Here is a 16,310-nt window from a genome sequence, read left to right as displayed (position 1 = left end):
GCCCAGGTACTACTTCCGGGCCTCGGCGGCGTCCCGCTTGATCGCGGCGTCGCGCCCCCGGACGTACCAGATGCCGATCAGGCCGAGGCCGGCGCCGGCCAGGCAGGTCCACACCCACCAGGCGTGCCCGCGGTCGTCGAACCAGCCGTAGAAGGGCAGCTGCACCAGGAAGAGGACGAACCAGAGGATGGTGCCGCCGACGATGGTCGGGACCACGGGGCCCTCCAGGGGCTCCGGCGCCTCGTGCGTGGGTGTCCACTTCGTCATGCGTACAGCTTACGAGGCGCGTGCGAACGGGTTGACGGCGCGGCGCCACGCAGTGATTCCGCGGGTCTACGCGCGGAGATAGCGATCAGGGGCTCATACGTTCATACTGAACCCGTTTGTCTCTGACCGCTTTCATTCGTAGAAAACACCAATAGGAACACCGACAAGGCCGTGGGGGAACCTGTTGGTGATGAGGTCCCCGCATGTCCACCTCGGCCTCCGCCAAGGTCCCCCCGTCCCCCGAGCCGCCGGAAGACCGGCAGCCCCCGCAGAACGGTCTCGACCGTTACTTCAAGATCTCCGAGCGCGGCAGCACCCTGCCCCGTGAGATCCGCGGCGGTTTCGCCACCTTCTTCGCGATGGCCTACATCATCGTGCTGAACCCGATCATCCTGGGCAGCGCGAAGGACATGTACGGCAACCAGCTCGACAACAGCCAGCTGGTCACCGCCACCGCCCTGACGGCCGCCTTCACCACCCTGCTGATGGGCGTCATCGGCAACGTCCCGATCGCGCTGGCCGCCGGTCTCGGCGTGAACTCGGTCGTCGCCCTCCAGCTGGCCCCGCGGATGTCCTGGCCGGACGCCATGGGCATGGTGGTGCTGGCCGGTTTCATCGTCATGCTGCTGGTCGCCACCGGTCTGCGCGAGCGCGTGATGAACGCGGTGCCCTACGGGCTGCGCAAGGCCATCTCCATCGGTATCGGCCTGTTCGTCATGATCGTCGGCCTCGTCGACTCGGGCTTCGTCACCCGGATGCCCGACGCCGCGCAGACCACCGTCCCGCTCCAGCTGGGCGTGGGCGGCCACCTGCACGGCTGGCCGGTCCTGGTCTTCGTCCTCGGCGTGCTGCTGACCCTCGCGCTGATCGTCCGCAAGACTCCGGGCGCCATCCTGATCTCCATCGTCGTGATGACCGTGATCGCGGTGATCATCAACGCCGTCGCCGACATCCCCTCCTGGGGCCTGACCACCCCGGAGTGGCCCGGCAACCCCGTCGCCACGCCCGACTTCGGGCTGGTCGGCGAGGTCAGCCTGTTCGGCGGGTTCGACAAGGTCGGCGTCCTGACCGGTGTGTTGTTCGTCTTCACGGTGCTGCTGTCGTGCTTCTTCGACGCGATGGGCACGATTATGGGCGTCAGCGACGAGGCGAAGCTGACCGACGGCGAGGGCCAGATGCCGGGCATCAACAAGGTCCTGTTCGTCGACGGCATCGCGGTCGCCGCGGGCGGTGCCAGCTCCGCCTCCGCCACCACCTGCTTCGTGGAGTCCACGGCGGGCGTCGGCGAGGGGGCCCGCACCGGCTTCGCCAACATCGTCACCGGCGCGCTGTTCGCCTTGGCGCTGTTCCTCACGCCGGTCGCCACCATGGTCCCGTCGCAGGCGGCGACCCCGGCGCTGATCGCGGTCGGCTTCCTGATCCTGGCCGGTTCGATCAGGGAGATCGACTGGTCCGACTTCACGATCGCCATCCCGGCCTTCGTGACGATGCTGATGATGCCGTTCACCTACTCGATCACCAACGGCATCGGCATGGGCTTCATCACCTTCTCGGTGCTGCGCCTGGCGGCCGGACGGGGCCGCGAGGTGCCGGTGGCGATGCACGTGGTGTCGGCGGTCTTCGCCTTCTACTACCTGATGCCGGCCCTGGGGCTGACCTGATCCTCCGGGGTCACGGCACCCCGTAGAACCGTTCCGTCTCCTCCACGGCGGACTGGAACCGCTGGTCGAAGTCATCGCGAATGAGCGTCCGGACGACGTAGTCCTGGACGCTCATTCCTCTTTTGGCCGCATGGTCCCGGAGCCGGTCGAGCAGCTCCCCGTCTATCCGCAGGCTGAGCACGCTGGTCCCCATGAGCACGAGGGTCGCCCCGCCGCACCGGGTGATGCTCCGATTTCCGGAAACGACTCACTCGTACGGGTGAACTGCGGGTTTCAGTGGCGGGCGTCACGGGCACCGGCCCGGTGAGCGGTGGTATTTCGCTAGCCTAATGAGTTACGCTAAGGAACATGCCGGACCTCAAGCATGGCGACGACGCCGCCGCCGTGAACTCCCTGCGCTCCGCCGTGATGCGGTTGTCCCGTCGGCTCAAGCACCAGCGGGTCGACGAGTCACTCAGCCCCACCGAGATGTCGGTGCTGGGCACCCTGTCCAACTGCGGCAGCGCGACCCCGGGCGAGCTGGCCCGCAAGGAACACGTCCAGCCGCCCTCGATGACCCGCATCGTGGCCCTCCTGGAGGCCAAGGGGCTGGTCCGGCTGGAGCCGCACCCCGAGGACCGGCGCCAGAAGGTCGTGACGCAGACCGAGCAGGCCGTGGTGATGCTCGAGGAGAGCCGCCGCAAGCGGAACGCGTTCCTGGCCACCCTGGTGGAGGGGCTCGACGAGGACGAGTGGGCGAAACTGCGCGCCGCCGCCCCCGTGCTGGAGAAGCTCGCACACAAGTAAGCAGTTCTCGCGAGGAGGCGAACCTTTTGAGTACGGGATCCGGAGCAGCTTCCGCCCCCGCACCTGACGGCCCCGACACCCCGACCACCCCCGACGCCCCTCGCAAGACGTCGATGTTCGCCTCCCTGAAGGTCAGGAACTACCGCCTGTTCTTCCTGGGCCAGGTCGTCTCCAACATCGGCACCTGGATGCAGCGCATCGCCCAGGACTGGCTGGTGCTCAGCCTCACCGGCTCCTCGGCCGCCGTCGGCATCACCACCGCCCTGCAGTTCCTGCCGATGCTGCTCTTCGGCCTCTACGGCGGCGTCCTCGTCGACCGGCTGCGCAAGCGGCCCACGCTGCTGGTCACCCAGTCCGCGATGGCCCTGACCGCGCTCGCCCTCGCCGTCCTCACGCTGAGCGGCCACGTCCAGGTCTGGCACGTCTACGTCGCCGCCTTCGCGATGGGCCTGGCCACCGTCATGGACAACCCGGCCCGCCAGTCCTTCGTCTCCGAGCTGGTCGGGCGGGACCAGTTGCAGAACGCGGTCAGCCTGAACTCGGCCAACTTCCAGTCCGCCCGGCTCGTCGGCCCCGCCGTCGCCGGTCTGATGATCACCGGCGTGGGCACCGGGTGGGCGTTCCTCGCCAACGGGCTGTCCTTCGTCGCGCCGCTCAGCTGCCTGCTGCTGATGCGCGCCCGCGAGCTGCACACCGTCCAGCGCGCCCCGCGCGGCAAGGGCCAGCTGCGCGAGGGCCTGCACTACGTCGCCGGGCGCCCCGAGCTGATCTGGACCATCGTGCTGGTCGGTTTCATCGGCACCTTCGGCTTCAACTTCCCGGTCTTCCTGTCCGCCTTCGCCGACGACGTCTTCGACGCGGGTGCCGGGGCGTACAGCCTCTTCAACACCCTCATGGCCGTCGGCTCGCTGGCCGGCGCGCTGCTCGCCGCCCGCCGGGGCACGGCCCGCCTCCGCGTCCTGATCGCGGCGGCGCTCGGCTTCGGGGCCCTGGAGATCGTGGCCTCGGCCGCGCCCGAGCTGTGGCTCTTCGCGCTGCTCATGGTCCCCATCGGCGTCTTCAGCATGACGGTCAACGTCACCGCCAACACCAGCATCCAGATGTCCACCGACCCGGCCATGCGGGGCCGCGTGATGGCCCTGTACATGATGGTCTTCCTCGGCGGCTCCCCGGTCGGCGCCCCGATCGTCGGCTGGGTCACCGACACCTACGGCGCCCGGGCCGGCTTCGCCGCGGGCGGCGCGGTGGCGGCCACCGCCGCGCTCGTCATCGGCCTGGTCCTGGCCCGCGTCGGCAACCTGCGCCTGTCGGTCGGCTGGCACCGCGGCCACCCCCAGGTCCGGTTCGTGCCGCGGGAACGCCGGGAGGAGCTGGCACCGGCGGCGTAGACCGTTTCCGGCGCCCGGTCAGTCGCGGGGGAAGTCGTCGGTCTTGAGGGTGAGGCCGACGACGGTGCCGGTCAGGTCGACGTCCTCGCCGAAGCCGAAGCTGACGGTGGCGTGGTACTTGCCGTCCTTGGGGAGGGTGTGGAGGTGCCACGTGCCGTCGTACGGGTCGACGATCAGGTACCCGGGGACGCCGGCGGTGGCGTAGGCGTCCTTCTTGGGGCCGTAGTCGTTGCCGGCGGTCTCCGCGGAGACGACTTCGGCGACGAAATCGACGTCGAGGCCGTCGCCCGCGTCCTCGGAGAGGGCCACCACATCCGGAGCGAACCCGTTGAGCCGCCCCGGACAATCCAAGCGCACGTCGGACCTCAGGCGTTTGCGCGGGTACGTGGCGCGCAACTGTTCGATGATGCACATGGTGATGTCCCAGTGGGTGTCCTGCTGCGGCCACAGAAAGATGTGGCCGCCGACGATCTCGGACTTGTAGCCCTCAGGGACAGGTAGCTTTTCGAGCCACTCGAACATCATGTCGAGAGTGAGTACGTCATTGCCGTCGGTCATGTCTGCGATGCCTCCCGGGGCCGATACAACCGAGCGGTACAACGTCCGCCACGGCGCGGGCGTCATGCCGGGCAGACTGTGGCTTTATGAGACTCTTCGCCGCCGTGCTGCCGCCCGAGGACGTCACCGCCTCGCTCGCCGACGAGGTGGCCGTGCTGCGGGGGCTGCCCGGGGCGGACGGGTTGCGCTGGACCGGGCGTCCCGGGTGGCACCTCACGCTCGCCTTCTACGGCGAGGTCGACGACGACGTCGTACCCGACCTGTCGGCCAGGCTGGAGCGGGCGGCCCGACGCACGGCGCCCTTCGAGCTGGCGCTGCGCGGCGGCGGTCAGTTCGGGCACGGGCGGGCGCTGTGGGCGGGCGCGGAGGGCGGGCTCGCGACGCTGCGGCTGCTGGCCGACCGGGCCGAGTCGGCGGGGCGCAGGGCGGGCGTCCCGATGGGCGAGCACCGGCGCTACAAGCCCCACCTGACCCTGGCCCGCAGCAGGCAGGCCTGCGACGTCCGCCCCTACGTCGAGGCGCTGGCCGGCTTCACCGGCCCCGCCTGGACCGTGACCGACCTGGCGCTGGTCCGCAGCAACCTGCCGGAGTCGGGCGTGCCGGGCGAGCAGCCCCGCTACGAGGCGGTCGCCCGCAGTCCGCTCGGCGCGTCCGGTTAGGCTCGGGGGCGTGGACCCGAAGACCCGTAACCGGATCATGGCCGGTGTGCTCGTGCTGATGCTCGTGGTGGTGGCGGTGGCGGCGGCCCTCGGCTGACCTGCCCGGGGGCGGCCCGCCGCCCCGCTCACCACCTCACCCCGCTACCAGGCGAAGGCCTCCGGAGCGGGCCCCGGCCCCGGGAAGACCTCGTCGAGCCCGGTCAGCAGCTCCTCCGACAGCTCCAGCTCCACGGCCCTGAGCGCCGACGCGAGCTGTTCCGCGGTGCGCGGACCCACGATCGGGCCGGTCACGCCGGGCCGGGTCAGCAGCCAGGCCAGCGCGGCCTCGCCGGGCTCCACACCGTGCTTGTCGAGCATGTCCTCGTACGCCTGGATCTGCGCCCGCTTCGCCGGGTCGGCCAGGGCGTCGGCGGCGCGCCCCGAGGCCCGGCGCCCGCCCTGGACCTCCTTCTTGATGACCCCGCCGAGCAGCCCGCCGTGCAGCGGCGACCACGGGATGACGCCGAGGCCGTAGTCCTGCGCGGCCGGGATCACCTCCATCTCGGCGCGGCGCTCGGCCAGGTTGTACAGGCACTGCTCGCTGACCAGCCCGATGGTCCCGCCACGCCGGGCGGCGGTCTCGTTGGCCTGCGCGATCTTGTACCCGGGGAAGTTCGACGACCCGGCGTACAGGACCTTGCCCTGCTGGACCAGGGTGTCGATCGCCTGCCAGATCTCGTCGAAGCCGGTGGCGCGGTCGATGTGGTGGAACTGGTACAGGTCGATGTGGTCGGTCCGGAGCCGCTTGAGGCTGGCGTCCACCGCCCGCCGGATGTTCACGGCGGACAGCTTGTCGTGGTTGGGCCACGCCTCGCCGTCGGCGCCCATGTTGCCGTACACCTTGGTGGCGATGACGGTCTTGTCGCGCCGGTCGCCGCCCTGGGCGAACCAGTTGCCGATGATCTCCTCGGTACGGCCCTTGTTCTCGCCCCAGCCGTACACGTTGGCGGTGTCGAAGAAGTTGATGCCGGCGTCCAGCGCCGCGTCCATGATGGCGTGGCTGTCGGCCTCGTCGGTCTGCGGACCGAAGTTCATGGTGCCGAGGACGAGCCGGCTGACCTTGAGTCCCGTGCGTCCGAGCTGCGTGTACTTCATGGTCCCCAAGCCAACGACTTGGAGTGCGCTCCAGGCAAGCGGGCCGCTCAGTCGCGGGGGAAGTCCGCGGTGGGGAGGGTGAGGCCGAGGACGGTGTCGGTGAGGTCCAGCTCCTCCCCGAAGACGACCCGGGTCTCGGTCGTGTAGTCGCCGTCCTTGGGGTGCGTGAAGATGTGGCAGCGGCCCTGATACGGGTCGGCGATCAGGTAGAGGGGGACCTCGGCGGCGGCGTAGGCGAGCTTTTTGGGGCCGTAGTCGTTGGCTGCGGTGCCCTGGGAGATGACCTCGGCCACGAACTCGACGTCCTCGTAGCGCCAGTGGCCCGTTTCGTTCTGCTTCGCGCCGTCGCGGAGCTTGGCCACGTCGGGGCAGAAGCCGTTCTTGTGGCCTGGGAAGTCGATGCGGACGTCCGAGAGGACCAGGACGTCCATGCCGAACCGGTCCTCGATGGGCCGTACGATCCGGCGGATGATTGCCCAATGCGTGTCGCGCTGCGGTGTCATGTGGACGTTGCCCCCGACGATCTCGACCCTGAATCCTTCGGGGACGGGCATCCGCTCCAGGCGCTCGAACCACGCATCCAAGCATTCCGTGTTGGCGTCGGCCATGGCGATCCTGTCTTCAAGGACGGTCATCGTGGCGCTCCTCCCCGGCTGTCCCACGGGCGGAGCAGCCGCGCGGTACAACGATACGCACGGCGACCGGGACACGGGAGGACGCGCATATGCCAGAGCGGGACCGGGACAGCACCGACCACCTCGTCGCTCTCGTCCGGCGTCACCTCGGCGACGGCACCGTGCTCGGCGTCTACGCGCACGGCTCGGCCACCCTCGGCGGGCTGCGCCCGTACAGCGACCTCGATCTCCTCGTCGTGCTGGCGCGTTCGACGACCTACGGGCAACGCGAAGGGCTCACCGGGGAGTTGCTCGGGGTGTCCGGCGGTGAAGGACGTCCCGTCGAGCTGATCGCCGTCGTGCGGGACGAGGTCCGGCCCTGGCGGTATCCGCCCCGCCGGGAGTACCTGTACGGCGAGTGGCTGCGCGGCGCCTACGAACGCGGCACCGTCCCGGAGCCGGAGGACGACCCCGACCTGGCCCCGCTCCTGACCATGGTGCTGCGCGCCGACGCCCCGCTGTACGGCCCGCCGCCCGCGACCCTGCTCGACCCCGTGCCGCAAGGCGACCTGCGCCGGGCGATCGCGGCCGGGGTGCCGGGGCTGCTGGAGGAGCTGGCGTCGGACACGCGCAACGTCCTGCTCACCCTCGCGCGGGTCTGGAGCACCCTCGTCACCGGCGACATCCGGTCCAAGGACGCGGCGGCCGACTGGGCCCTCGCGCGCCTGCCCGCCGGGGACCGGCCGCCGCTGGCCCACGCGCGCGCCGTCTACCTCGGGCAGGAGACGGAGGACTGGAGCGGCCGGGCGGCCATGCGGTCCTGTGCCGGCCGGCTGGTCCGGGAGATCCAGGCGGCCTACGGGGCGGGGGAGTAGGGCCCGCCCAGCCCCCACTCCTCGTCCATCGCCGTCGCGAACGCCTCCGCGACGCGGTGCTCGCCGCTCTCGTTGGGGTGCGTGCCGTCGTAGGTGTCCGTGTGGAAGTCGTACTCCGTCGGCGGCGGGACGAACAGCAGCGGGGAGCGCGGGTCGTCGAGGTCGGTGACGGTCTTCGCGAGGAGTTCGTTGAAGTGGGCGACCTGCTCGGCGAAGGACGCGTCGGCCTCCACCCGGATGTTGTGGAGCACCGGCAGCACGGCGATGCGGACGCGCGGGTTCGCCGACCGGGCGGCGGCCACGAAGGCGCGGACGTTGGCTGCGGTCTGCTCGGCGTTGGTGTAGAAGCCGAGGTCGATCAGGCCCAGGGAGACCAGGAGCACGTCCGCGCGGCAGGCCCGTACCGTCTCCTCGATCAGCGGGGCCATGTGGTGCCAGCCCTCGCCCCAGCCGGCCAGGTGGGCGCGGGGGAAGTCGGGATCGGCGTAGGCGTGCGAGGTGGGGGCGTCCGTCACCTGGTCGTGGAGGGTCTCGCGCGGGCCGACGAAGGTGAAGGGGCGGCCGTAGGAGCCGCGCAGGTGCTGCCACAGCCGGTAGCGCCACGTGTGTTCGCCGGCGCTTCCGATCGTCATGGAGTCACCGACGAACATGAACCTGAGCATCCGCTCATCATGGACGATCGGCCCGACCGGCGCGATGTGAGCCCGACCACGCAGGGTGACCGACCGGGTGACCGGCGACGTGAACGCCCGCGCGGGATGGCAGGCTTGGCGCATGCGCCGACCCTTCGCCCTCCTCGCCTCGGCCCTTCTCGTGGGCGCGTTCGCCGTGCCCGCCTCAGCGGCGGACGGGGACGACGGGCCCGCCGGGAGCGACGGGTTCACGATCAAGGACCCGCGCATCACCGAGTCCAGCGGCCTCGCCGCGTCCCGCCTGCACCCCGGTGTCTACTGGACGCACAACGACCAGGACACCGGGCCCTACCTCTACGCCGTGGACGGTGCCACCGGCGAGACCGTCGCCCGCGTCGCACTGTCCGGCGTCGGCACGCCCCGGGACGTCGAGGCGATCGCCATCGGGCCCGGCAACCGGATCTTCGTCGGCGACATCGGCGACAACGACGGCGTGACCTGGCCGTACGTGTGGATCTACGAGTTGCCCGAGCCGAAGGAACTGAAGGACCAGACCGTCAAGGCGACGCAGTACGTGGTGAAGTACGCGGACGGCTCGCGCGACGCCGAGTCGATGCTGGTCCACCCGAAGACCGGCCGGGTCTACCTCATCGACAAGCACGAGGACGGCGGGCACCTGTACGAGGGTCCGGCGAAGCTGTCGTCCTCCGGTGCCAACGTCTTCAAGCCCACCGTCCCCGTGGACCTCTGGGCCACGGACGCCGCGTTCTCCCCGGACGGCGAGCAACTCGCCGTGCGCGGCTACCTCGGGGGCATCTGGTACGACTGGAACGGCGGGAAGATCCAGCGCCGGGATCGGATCAGCGTGCCCCTGGGGCAGGGTGAGTCCGCCACCTACACCATCGACGGCAAGAAGCTGCTGCTCGGCATGGAGGGCGCGAACAGCCCCGTGAAGGCAGAGGACGTGCCCGGAAGCGGCGGCGGTGCGGGCGGGGGCGGCTCCGGCTCCTCGGGCGGGGAGTCCGGCGGGTCCGACGGCCCGGGCGGGGTCACGCTCAAGGTCGGCGCGGTCGGGCTGCTCGTCGCGCTCGCGGCCCTGCTCGGCCTACGCCGGGTCTTCCGCCGCCGCTGAGCCGTCCGCCGGGGCGGGGTCGTCGCCCGCGGCCCGGGCGTCGGCGGCCCGGCGTGCGGTCACCAGTACCTCCAGCCCGTCCAGGATGCGCTGGAGCCCGAACTCGAAGTGGTCGAAGCCGGTGCCGAAGGCGTCCTCGGAGAGGGAGGCCAGCACGGGGTAGCGGCCGCTGCTCATCGCCTTCACCAGCACCGGCTCCTGGGCCTGCCAGAACTCCGCGTCCGTCAGTCCGGAGCTGCGCTCGGCCTCCTGCTCGTACACCTGTGTGCGGGCGGCCCCGACGACGTACCCGTCGACCATGACGATCACCGAGACCAGCTCGGGGTCGGTCAGGCCCATCGGTTTGATCCGGGCGAGCACCCTCTCCATGCCGTCCAGGGCGGACGGGCCGAGGATCGGGCGGGACTGGTTGACCTCCAGCAGCCAGGTGTGGCGGCGGTAGAGGGCGAGCGTGGCGTGGCCGAGGCCCTCCAGCGCCGCGCGCCAGCCGCCGTCGCCGAGGTCGGCGGGGTTCTCGGACGGGCGCTGCACGCGGTCCAGCATCAGGTCGAGCAGCTCGCCCTTGCCGGGGACGTAGCGGTACAGGGACATCGTGCCGGTGCCCAGCTCGGTGGCGATCCGGCGCATCGAGACCGCGCCGAGACCGTCCCGGTCCGCGACCTCGACGGCGGCCTCCACGATCCGCTCCAGCGTCAGGCCCGGCCTCGGGCCCCGGCTGGGGCGCCGGCCGGTGTCCCACAACAGTTCGAGGGTGCGGCCGATGTCGCCGCTGCCGCTGGTCTCCGTACCGCTCGCCATGGGGTCAGTTTAAGTCCGCGCCGGAAAATTGAGTACGGCGTACGCGCAATCGGGTACGGTGTACTCAGTTGGGAAGGGAAAGGGGGCTGGACCCATGAGCGACACGTACGCGGTACGGGCCGAGGGGCTGGTGAAGAGGTACGGCGACAAACGCGCCCTGGACGGCTTCGACCTGACCGTCCGCGAGGGCACCGTGCACGGCCTGCTCGGGCCGAACGGCGCGGGCAAGACCACGGCCGTGCGCATCCTGTCCACGCTGATCCGGCTGGACGGCGGACGGGCCGAGGTGGCGGGCCTCGACCTCGCCCGGCAGGCCCGTGAGGTGCGGGCGCGGATCGGCCTCACCGGCCAGTACGCGGCCGTGGACGAGGTGCTCACCGGGCGGCAGAACCTGGAGATGTTCGGGCGCCTGTTCCACCTGGGCGGCAGGCGGGCCCGGGCCCGCGCGGTCGAGCTGCTGGAGCGGTTCGACCTGACCGACGCCGCCGACCGGGGCGTGGGCAAGTACAGCGGCGGCATGCGGCGCCGCCTCGACCTCGCCGCGTCGATGATCCTCGCCCCGTCCGTCCTGTTCCTGGACGAGCCGACGACGGGCCTCGACCCGCGCAGCCGCGGCGAGGTCTGGGAGTCGGTCCGGGCGCTGGTGGCGAGCGGCACGACGGTCCTGCTGACCACGCAGTACCTGGAGGAGGCCGACAAGCTCGCCTCCCGCATCACCGTCATCGACCGGGGCCGGGCCATCGCCGACGACACCCCGGACGGGCTGAAGAACCTGGTCGGCGGCGACCGGATCGAGGTCGTGGTCGCCGACCGGGCCGAGATCCCGCGGGTGGTGAAGACGGTCGCCCGGGTCTGCAAGGGCGAACCCGAGGTCCAGGACGAGGCGCTGCGCGTGCACGCCCCGGTCACCGACCGGGTGGCGGCCCTGACCGAGGTGGCGCGCACCCTCCAGGACGAGGGCGTCGCCGTGGAGGACATCGGACTGCGCAGGCCGAGCCTCGACGACGTGTTCCTGCGCCTGACCGGCCACCGTACGGGCGCGGAGGACGCGCGGGACGCGCAGGACGCGCAGAGCCCGGAGAAGGAGGCGGTGGCGGCATGAGCGCCCTCGACCTGCACGCCGATCCGGCGACGGCCCCGCGCGAGCGCGGGAGGCTGTATTGGCTGCTCGCCGACTGCGGCAACATCGTCCGCCGCGGCCTGACCCACTACCAGCGCCAGCCCGTCAACATCGCCTGGCAGCTGGGCTTCCCGATCCTGTCCGTCCTCCTCTACGGCTATGTCTTCGGCAGCGCGATGACGGTGCCCGGCGGCGGGGACTACAAGGACTTCCTGATGCCGGGCATGTTCGTGATGACCATGGCGTTCGGCTTCATCAACACCGCGACCGTCGTCGTGTACGACTCCACCAAGGGGGTCATCGACCGGTTCCGCTCCATGCCGATGGCGTCGTCCGCGGTGGTCGCGGGGCGCGGGGTGACCGATCTGGTCGTCGCCTGCGCGGAGTTGGCCATCATGATGCTGACGGCGATGGCCATGGGCTGGCGCCCGGACGGCGGCTGGGGCTTCCTGGCCGCGTTCGGGCTGCTGCTGTGGCTGCGGTTCGCGCTGATCTGGATCGGTGTGTGGCTGGGCCTGCTGGTCCCCAACCCGGAAGCGGCGGGCGGCCTGTTCGCCGTGGCCTTCCCGCTGACGATGATCTCCAGCATCTTCGTCGCCCCGCAGCTCATGCCCGACTGGCTGGGCTGGGTGGCCGCGTGGAACCCGATCTCGTCCACGGCGGCGGCCGCCCGGGAACTGTTCGGCACGCCGGTCGGCGGCGGCGACTCGTGGGTCGAGCAGCACGCGCTGCTGATGGCGGGCGTGTGGCCGGTGATCCTGACGGCGGTCTTCCTGCCGCTGGCGGTGCGGAGGTTCCAGCGGCTGGGCCGGTAGTTCAGCGGCTCGGCCGGTAGTTCAGCGGCTCGGCCGACGGGGGCGTCCGGGGCGGCGGGGCCGGGGTGGAGACCGGGGGTGGAGACCGGGGAACCGGGGGATCTCCACCCCCGGTTCCACCCATGGGTCCAGGTGCTGAGCGCCTGGTCGGAGCAGCCTTGAGGGCATGACAACGACTGAGTGGATCACCGACATCGCCCTCGTCCTCGTCGTCTTCCGGCAGCTGCGGGAAGGCCGACTCGACCACAAGACGTTCCTGATCCCGCTGGGGATCGTGGCCTTCGTGGCGTACGCCTACCTGGACTCCGTCCCGACCGGCGGCAACGACCTGGTGCTGATCGCGGCCCTGACGGCCGTGGGTGCGGCGCTCGGCGTCGCGGGCGGCGCCTACACCCGGATCAGGACGCTCGGCGGGCACCTCATGATCAAGGCCGGCGCCGTGTCGGCGATCCTGTGGGTGCTGGGCATGGGCGCCCGTATGGGCTTCCAGCTCTGGGTCGAGCACGGCGGCGGCGCCGACGACGTCGCCCGGTTCAGCATCGCGCACCACATCACGGGCGACCAGGCCTGGGTGACGGCGTTCGTGCTGATGGCGGTCACCGAGGTGGTCGCGCGGGTGGGCACCATCTACCTGCGCAGCCGGGCCCGGACGGTGTCCCCGGTCGCGCCCGTCCTCGACCGTACGGCCTGACCGTGCGCTATGTTCGGCCGGTGCCCGCCACCGAGTTCCCTCCGCCCCCGCCCCCGGGGGCGGAGGCGCGACCGGTCCCCGGTCAGGACCCGCGGGTGCAGTGGGGCCTGAGCCTCGCGGTCGTCGCCGTGGGAGCCCTGACGATCCGGCCCATGGGATTCAGCGGCCAGGGCCTGGCCGTCGCCGTCCTCTTCGTGCTCAACTCCGCGGCACTGCTGGGGCGGGCCGTGCCCGAGCACCGGGTCCCCGCGCGTCTGGCGCTCACCTGGCTCACCCTCGGCATCGCCGCGGCGGCCGCCCTGATCGGCGTCAGCGACAGCGGTACGGGCTACCTGTTCGCCTACTTCCTCGCCGGGCACATCGGATACCGTCTCGACACCGGACGGGCCCTCACCCTCGCGGCGACGTGCTCCCTGCTCTGCGCCGGTGTCCTGTACTTCCACCTCGGTCCGGGAGAGCCGGAGCTGCCCTGGCTGCTCGGCCTCACCACCGGCGTCCCGGTGGTGGTCGGCATCCTCAACCGCACCCAGCGCCGGGCCGTACGGTCGGCGCTCTCGGCCGCCGAGGCGGCGGAACGCGCCGCCCGCGCGGAGGCCCGCACCGCCGTCCTCACCGAGCGCGGCCGGATCGCCCGGGACGTGCACGACGTCCTCGCGCACTCCCTCGCCGGGATCAACATGCAGCTGGAACTGGCCGACGCGCTGCTCGACACCGGTGACCTGGACAAGGTCAGGGAGGCCACCACCAAGGCCCACGGCCTGGTCAAGGAGAGTCTGAAGCAGGCGCAGTGGACCGTGCACGCGTTGCGCGAGGACGCGCTGCCGCTGCTGGAGAGCCTGACCGCGATGGTCGAATCCGCGGGCCACCACGACGCCGTGACGGTCACGGGCACCGTCCGCGAGCCGTCGACGCAGGTGACCCAGGGCCTCCTGCGGATCGCCCAGGAGGCCCTGACCAACGCGGCCCGGCACGCTCCCGGCGGAAGGGCCGAGGTGGAGCTGGCGTTCACCGCCGCGTCGATCACACTGAGGATCCGCAACCGGCCCGCCACCCGTGCGGTGACCCCGGGCGGCGGCAGCGGAATGGGGCTGATCGGCATGCGCGAGCGCGTCGCCCTGCTGGGCGGGAGCGTCAGCGCGGGGCCGGTCACCGAGGGGCGGGACCAGGGTGGCTGGCAGGTGGAAGCGGTGATTCCGGGATGAGTGAACAGACTGCGGGGACAGCGCGGTTGAAGGTGGTCGTCGCCGACGACCAGGCCGCTGTGCGGGAGCCGCTCGCCGCGGTGCTCGGGCTGGCCGCGGACATCGAGGTCGTCGCGGCGGCCGCGGACGGCGGCGAGGTGCTGGCGGCGGTGGCGGCGGGCCCCGTCGACGTGGTGCTGATGGACCTGAGGATGCCCGTGATGGACGGCATCGAGACGACCCGACGCCTGACCGAGGAGCACCCGGAGGTCGCGGTGGTCGTCCTGACCACCTTCGCCGACGACGAGTCGATCCTGGGCGCGCTGGGCGCCGGTGCCCGCGGGTACCTCACCAAGAACGCGGGACGCCAGGACATCACCCGGGCCATCCGGGCCGCCGGCGCGGGCCAGTCCGTCCTCGACCGAGAGGTCCAGGACCGCCTGCTCGCCACGGCCAGGGCGAAGGCGCCCACCCCGGACCGGGCGGCCCGGCAGCAGCCCCTGCCGGACGACCTCACCCCGCGCGAGCGCGAGGTCCTCGCCCTGATCGGCCAGGGCCTGTCCAACCGCGGCATCGCCGAGCGGCTCTTCATCAGCGAGGCCACGGTCAAGACCCACATCAACAACCTGTTCGCCAAGACCCACATCCGCGACCGCGCCGACGCGGTACGCCGCGCCATCGCGGCGGGGCTGGCCTGACCCACCGGTTGTCGAGACACGAAGGGCGCCCGGCGGATGATCCGCGGGCGCCCTCCGTCGTCGTACCGGTGGTGACGGCTACAGCTTCTCAATCACGTAGTCGATGCACTTCGTGAGCGCCTCGACGTCCGCCGGGTCGATCGCCGGGAACATCGCGACGCGCAGCTGGTTGCGGCCGAGCTTGCGGTACGGCTCGGTGTCGACGATGCCGTTGGCGCGCAGCACCTTGGCGACGGCGGCGGCGTCGATGTCGTCGGAGAAGTCGATCGTGCCGATGACCTGCGAGCGCTTGGCCGGGTCCGAGACGAACGGGGTGGCGTACTTGGCCTCCTCCGCCCAGGAGTAGAGGCGGGACGAGGAGTCCTTGGTGCGGGCGGTGGTGAAGTCCAGGCCGCCCTGGCCGTTCATCCAGTCCAACTGCTCGCCCAGCAGGAACAGGGTCGCCAGCGCCGGGGTGTTGTACGTCTGGTTCTTGCGGGAGTTGTCGATCGCCGTGGGGAGCGAGAAGAACTCGGGGACGTGGCGGCCGGACGCGTGGATCCGCTCGGCGCGCTCGATCGCGGCCGGGGAGAAGACGCCGATCCACAGGCCGCCGTCGGAGGCGAAGGACTTCTGCGGGGCGAAGTAGTAGACGTCGGTCTCGGCGATGTCCACCGGGAGGCCGCCCGCGCCGGACGTCGCGTCGACCAGGACGAGGGCGCCCTCGTCGGCACCGGCGACGCGCCTGATCGGCATGGCGACACCGGTCGAGGTCTCGTTGTGCGTCAGGCCGTACACGTCCACGCCGGCCTCGGCGCGCGCCTCGGGGTGGGTGCCCGGGTCGGCGGAGACGACGGTCGGCTCGGCGAGCCAGGGGGCGAGCTTGGCGGCCTTGGCGAACTTGGAGGAGAACTCGCCGAAGCTCAGGTGCTGCGACTTGTTCTCGATCAGGCCGTGCGTCGCGACGTCCCAGAACGCGGTGGAGCCGCCGTTGCCGAGGATCACCTCGTAGCCGTCGGGGAGCCGGAACAGGTCGCGGATGCCCTCACGGACCTTGCCGACCAGGTTCTTGACGGGCGCCTGGCGGTGGGAGGTGCCGAGCAGGGACGTACCGGTGGCGGCCAGGGCGTCCAGCGCCTCCACCCGCACCTTGGAGGGACCCGCGCCGAAACGACCGTCCGCGGGCTTCATGTCAGCAGGAATCTGGATCTCAGCCACGTGCCGGAGGGTATCCCGTCGGCCAAACCGGGCGAAGCCATGTCCGTCCGATGAGACGAGATCTCCGCCGTGCGGACCTGTACGGAACCACGAGAGCCCATGCT

The 16,310-nt window shown here is 71.3% G+C and carries 19 protein-coding genes; 11 read left to right on the top strand and 8 right to left on the bottom strand.

The genetic code is table 11. The features are described 5' to 3' along the window. Positions 1-9: 9 nt before the first annotated feature. Positions 10-267 carry a DUF2530 domain-containing protein gene (locus ACGH52_RS17250; RefSeq protein ID WP_059301125.1) on the bottom strand — a complete coding sequence of 86 codons (258 nt, stop codon included), beginning with the start codon at positions 265-267 and terminating at the stop codon, positions 10-12. Between the two features lie 203 nt (positions 268-470). On the opposite strand from ACGH52_RS17250, the gene ACGH52_RS17245 reads away from it, so the two are divergent. Beyond that, a complete protein-coding gene (locus tag ACGH52_RS17245) occupies positions 471-1,928 on the top strand; it encodes an NCS2 family permease (RefSeq protein WP_121702303.1) in 1,458 nt (485 codons plus the stop codon). Between the two features lie 10 nt (positions 1,929-1,938). Here ACGH52_RS17245 and ACGH52_RS17240 read toward each other — a convergent pair whose 3' ends face one another. Then, positions 1,939-2,127, bottom strand: coding sequence for a hypothetical protein (locus ACGH52_RS17240; protein ID WP_059301127.1), 189 nt, complete (start codon positions 2,125-2,127; stop codon positions 1,939-1,941). A 149-nt stretch (positions 2,128-2,276) separates the two neighbouring features. Here ACGH52_RS17240 and ACGH52_RS17235 point away from each other — a divergent pair, with 149 nt between their 5' ends. Beyond that, positions 2,277-2,714: a MarR family winged helix-turn-helix transcriptional regulator gene (locus tag ACGH52_RS17235; protein WP_003974639.1), complete on the top strand. Its 438-nt coding sequence runs from the start codon at positions 2,277-2,279 to the stop codon at positions 2,712-2,714. A gap of 26 nt (positions 2,715-2,740) precedes the next feature. Continuing rightward, complete coding sequence (locus ACGH52_RS17230; RefSeq protein ID WP_063124411.1) at positions 2,741-4,102, top strand: MFS transporter; 1,362 nt, start codon at positions 2,741-2,743, stop codon at positions 4,100-4,102. An 18-nt stretch (positions 4,103-4,120) separates the two neighbouring features. Here ACGH52_RS17230 and ACGH52_RS17225 read toward each other — a convergent pair whose 3' ends face one another. Beyond that, positions 4,121-4,660, bottom strand: a complete 540-nt coding sequence (locus ACGH52_RS17225; protein ID WP_399940407.1) for a Uma2 family endonuclease — start codon at positions 4,658-4,660, stop codon at positions 4,121-4,123. 86 nt (positions 4,661-4,746) lie between these two features. On the opposite strand from ACGH52_RS17225, the gene thpR reads away from it, so the two are divergent. Further along, positions 4,747-5,319: an RNA 2',3'-cyclic phosphodiesterase gene (gene thpR / locus ACGH52_RS17220; RefSeq protein WP_399940404.1), complete on the top strand. Its 573-nt coding sequence runs from the start codon at positions 4,747-4,749 to the stop codon at positions 5,317-5,319. Positions 5,320-5,460: 141 nt separating this feature from the next. Here the strand turns inward: thpR and ACGH52_RS17215 are convergent, their stop codons facing one another. Together ACGH52_RS17215 and ACGH52_RS17210 are read right to left on the bottom strand one after the other, a co-directional pair. Further along, on the bottom strand, positions 5,461-6,453 hold the full coding sequence (locus ACGH52_RS17215; RefSeq protein ID WP_121700661.1) for an aldo/keto reductase: 993 nt from the start codon (positions 6,451-6,453) through the stop codon (positions 5,461-5,463). Positions 6,454-6,500: 47 nt separating this feature from the next. Beyond that, the gene (locus ACGH52_RS17210) at positions 6,501-7,088 is read right to left on the bottom strand and encodes a Uma2 family endonuclease (RefSeq protein ID WP_059301132.1); all 588 of its coding nucleotides are present in this window, start codon (positions 7,086-7,088) and stop codon (positions 6,501-6,503) included. 89 nt (positions 7,089-7,177) lie between these two features. Between ACGH52_RS17210 and ACGH52_RS17205 the strand changes: the two genes are divergently transcribed. Beyond that, positions 7,178-7,942, top strand: coding sequence for an aminoglycoside adenylyltransferase family protein (locus ACGH52_RS17205; protein ID WP_399940400.1), 765 nt, complete (start codon positions 7,178-7,180; stop codon positions 7,940-7,942). Here ACGH52_RS17205 and ACGH52_RS17200 read toward each other — a convergent pair. Next, positions 7,924-8,604: a GDSL-type esterase/lipase family protein gene (locus ACGH52_RS17200; RefSeq protein WP_399940397.1), complete on the bottom strand. Its 681-nt coding sequence runs from the start codon at positions 8,602-8,604 to the stop codon at positions 7,924-7,926. The two genes, ACGH52_RS17205 and ACGH52_RS17200, sit on opposite strands and share 19 nt — an antisense overlap. 112 nt (positions 8,605-8,716) lie before the next feature. On the opposite strand from ACGH52_RS17200, the gene ACGH52_RS17195 reads away from it, so the two are divergent. Further along, positions 8,717-9,706, top strand: a complete 990-nt coding sequence (locus ACGH52_RS17195; RefSeq protein WP_210974006.1) for a WD40 repeat domain-containing protein — start codon at positions 8,717-8,719, stop codon at positions 9,704-9,706. On the opposite strand, the gene ACGH52_RS17190 is transcribed toward ACGH52_RS17195, so the two are convergent. Continuing rightward, positions 9,680-10,504 carry a TetR/AcrR family transcriptional regulator gene (locus tag ACGH52_RS17190; RefSeq protein ID WP_399940394.1) on the bottom strand — a complete coding sequence of 275 codons (825 nt, stop codon included), beginning with the start codon at positions 10,502-10,504 and terminating at the stop codon, positions 9,680-9,682. The two genes, ACGH52_RS17195 and ACGH52_RS17190, sit on opposite strands and share 27 nt — an antisense overlap. Positions 10,505-10,598: 94 nt before the next feature. Between ACGH52_RS17190 and ACGH52_RS17185 the strand changes: the two genes are divergently transcribed. From ACGH52_RS17185 to ACGH52_RS17165, 5 genes are all read left to right on the top strand, one after another. Then, positions 10,599-11,606 carry an ATP-binding cassette domain-containing protein gene (locus ACGH52_RS17185; protein WP_399940391.1) on the top strand — a complete coding sequence of 336 codons (1,008 nt, stop codon included), beginning with the start codon at positions 10,599-10,601 and terminating at the stop codon, positions 11,604-11,606. Further along, the gene (locus tag ACGH52_RS17180; RefSeq protein ID WP_059301137.1) at positions 11,603-12,439 is read left to right on the top strand and encodes an ABC transporter permease; all 837 of its coding nucleotides are present in this window, start codon (positions 11,603-11,605) and stop codon (positions 12,437-12,439) included. The genes ACGH52_RS17185 and ACGH52_RS17180 overlap by 4 nt, the downstream gene beginning before the upstream one ends. Before the next feature lie 166 nt (positions 12,440-12,605). Next, the gene (locus ACGH52_RS17175) at positions 12,606-13,130 is read left to right on the top strand and encodes a hypothetical protein (RefSeq protein ID WP_399940388.1); all 525 of its coding nucleotides are present in this window, start codon (positions 12,606-12,608) and stop codon (positions 13,128-13,130) included. A 2-nt stretch (positions 13,131-13,132) separates the two neighbouring features. Further along, complete coding sequence (locus ACGH52_RS17170) at positions 13,133-14,332, top strand: sensor histidine kinase (RefSeq protein WP_399940385.1); 1,200 nt, start codon at positions 13,133-13,135, stop codon at positions 14,330-14,332. After that, positions 14,329-15,009, top strand: coding sequence for a response regulator transcription factor (locus ACGH52_RS17165; protein WP_059301140.1), 681 nt, complete (start codon positions 14,329-14,331; stop codon positions 15,007-15,009). The genes ACGH52_RS17170 and ACGH52_RS17165 overlap by 4 nt, the downstream gene beginning before the upstream one ends. A gap of 78 nt (positions 15,010-15,087) precedes the next feature. Here the strand turns inward: ACGH52_RS17165 and serC are convergent, their stop codons facing one another. Continuing rightward, positions 15,088-16,206: a phosphoserine transaminase gene (gene serC / locus ACGH52_RS17160; protein WP_059301141.1), complete on the bottom strand. Its 1,119-nt coding sequence runs from the start codon at positions 16,204-16,206 to the stop codon at positions 15,088-15,090. Positions 16,207-16,310: the final 104 nt, after the last annotated feature.

Source organism: Streptomyces sp. BBFR25 (genome assembly GCF_044590125.1).
GTDB lineage: Bacteria > Actinomycetota > Actinomycetes > Streptomycetales > Streptomycetaceae > Streptomyces > Streptomyces canus_D.
This window is presented reverse-complemented; position numbering and strand designations above follow the sequence as displayed.